This window comes from Methanoregula sp., from assembly GCF_049690535.1.
Lineage (GTDB): Archaea > Halobacteriota > Methanomicrobia > Methanomicrobiales > Methanospirillaceae > Methanoregula.
On sequence record NZ_JBAVMX010000090.1, the window covers coordinates 1 to 2,478 of the forward strand.

Below are 2,478 nucleotides of genomic sequence, written 5' to 3' on the forward strand. Positions count from 1 at the left end.
CCCCCCACATGCCCGGACACATGGGTGGGGGGGTGCCCCCCACTTAAAGGGAAAGAAGGGGAGGGGGGTAGGACCCCTCCCCCTTATCACATTTTTTTAAAAGCGGACCGGGCAAAAGGCCGGGCACGTGCCGGTGAATCTGAAAAAATGCCCCCGCCCCAACCATTAAACTGTCACACGGTGCAGGGATGAGTAGACACCCATGTCACCTGTCATCCGCGACCACTGCCCCTGCCCGAAAACAACATGCAGCCGCCACACGCTCTGCGACGAATGCGAGGCGTTCCGCGTGGCACGGGGGAAAGTGCCGTTCTGCCGGCAGCCGAAGGTGTCGTTCCTGGGCAGGATCCGGAAGATGCTGGGCCTGAGGTGAACGGCTCCACGATACGGCAGGCCAAATGATCCGCCTTTTTATGAACGTTCATCGTATCTTGAATCATAAAAAATACTGAAGTCCGGCGGGGTAACACCGGGCTGAGTGTGATACCGTGTGGATCCCCGATATAAAAACCCTGTTTCTCCTCCTTTTCCTCGTCAACGTATTTCTCACGCTCCTGCTCTTTTCCTTCTGGAAGACCCAGAAGACCTATGACGGGTTCAAGACATGGATGCTTTCCCTGCTGGTCGCATCCTGCGGGTATTTCCTGTTCATGCTCAGTGGATTCGTGCCCGTTCTGCTCTCCTCAACGGTGGCAAATCTTTTGATCGCGCTTTCGGTCATGATGCGGCTTGATAGTACCGGGAAATATTTCCGGTCACGGGCGCTCCCCGGAGTCATTTACTGCATCCTGATACCGTTCGCGTTCCTGTTGTTTTATTTTGTATTCCGTGTCGATTCTGTTGTCATCCGTGGCGTGATCATAGGGTTGCTCATTGTCCCCTGCTTTGTTGCGACCTCCCTCATCGCGCTACGATTCCGGGAACCGGAAACCCGGTCGCTCAGGTACGGCTTTGCCGCAGCCCTCCTGATCACGGCCCTCCTCTGGACCGCAATTGTCGTTGCAGCGATTATCACTCCCGGGGATCACTCGCTTTCAGGTCCGGATCCCCAGAATTCCATCTTCTTTATCGTCACGATCCTCATGGATATCGTTGCCACGGTATTCTTCCTGTTACTCAATATGGCCCGGTCCCAGACCGAACTCCGAAAAAGCGAGGAAGCACTCTCACGGGCAAACAAGAAACTCACGATTCTCTCATCAATAACCCGGCACGATATCAAGAACCAGCTCATCGCCCTTTCAGGATATCTCGAACTCTCAAAAGAAAAACAGGATAATCTCCCGGTCATATCGGAATACCTTGAAAAAGAGATGAGTATTGTTACCACAATCGGGAGCCAGATCGATTTTTCGAAAGCCTACGAGGATATGGGAAAAACGGCACCCGTCTGGCAGAATGTCAATGCAAGTGTCAGGCGGGCAGTTGCAGTCCTGCCCATGCGGGCGGTACGGGTGGAGGTTGACCGGTCTGACCTCGCACTGTATGCAGATCCCTTGTTCGAGAAGGTCTTCTATAACCTGATCGACAATGCCCTGAAGTATGGGGGAGATACCATGACGAAGATCCACATCTCCTGCCATGAGACCAAAACAGGGCTCGTCCTTATCTGCGAGGATGATGGTGCCGGGATTACCCGGGAGGACAAAGAACACCTGTTTATGCAGGGTTTTGGGAAGAATACCGGCCTTGGATTATTTCTCTCCCGTGAGATCCTTTCGATCACCGGTATTACCATCGCCGAAACCAGCGAACCGGGCAACGGAGCACGGTTCGAGATGAACGTGCCGAAAGGGGCGTACCGGTTCGGGCATCCATGATACCGGCAGACTCCCCAAAACCCCTTTATTCCATCAGTAAGCATGTATCGATCTCCCGGTGGCGTTAGTCATGGACCGCAAAGAACACATCCATATCATCAGTGCAGGAGAAAAGATCCACGAGACGTACCCTGCGGCACTCCGGGACCTGCGGACGATCACCCATACCTTTGTCGTTGCCGAAAAAGAGGTCTATACCAACTCGGCCCGGGACGATACCAAAAAAAGACAGTGGAAGTGCGCCATCCGCGACGCGATTGACAGGGTAAACGCCATCTCACTTTCCCGGAATATTGCCTGTGCCCTGGTCTGCATCGATGCGGCAACGTTCGACGCGATCCGTGACCCGGTGCTCGGGATCTTCAGCGATCACCCGGATGCACGGTATTCGTTTGATATCTCAGCCGGGTCAAAACGCCTTTCGCTTGGCCTCTTCTCGATGTCGCTCTGGGTCGGGGGCGATTGCTGGTACGCCTTCGGAAATTCCCCTATCCGGCGGGTTCCCGTACCGGTATTCCCGGTAAAGAACCTCGCCGTAAACCCGTATTATCTTGTGATCCTCACCATCCTCTTTAGGGGGCAGGAGACCGGGAAGCAGACAAGAACGCTGGTCCCAAAAGAGACCCTGTTCAACGAGACAAAGACCTGGCAGGTACCT

Annotated in this window: 2 protein-coding genes and 1 pseudogene; all 3 read left to right on the forward strand. The window is 54.3% G+C overall.

Translation table 11 applies throughout. The annotated features are described in order from the left end of the window. The first annotated feature begins 202 nt into the window (after positions 1–202). Positions 203–373 (forward strand): hypothetical protein, encoded by a 171-nt coding sequence (locus tag WCE46_RS06760; protein WP_424732942.1) that lies wholly within the window; start codon positions 203–205, stop codon positions 371–373. A 115-nt stretch (positions 374–488) separates the two neighbouring features. Further along, the gene (locus WCE46_RS06765; RefSeq protein ID WP_424732943.1) at positions 489–1,820 is read left to right on the forward strand and encodes a sensor histidine kinase; all 1,332 of its coding nucleotides are present in this window, start codon (positions 489–491) and stop codon (positions 1,818–1,820) included. Positions 1,821–1,890: 70 nt separating this feature from the next. Next, positions 1,891–2,478, forward strand: a pseudogene (locus WCE46_RS06770) (hypothetical protein); the annotation flags it as partial.

Excerpts from the sequence above, each read along its gene's own strand:
- WCE46_RS06760 (WP_424732942.1), top strand. The coding sequence starts at position 203 with ATGTCACCTGTCATCCGCGACCACTGCCCCTGCCCGAAAACAACATGC.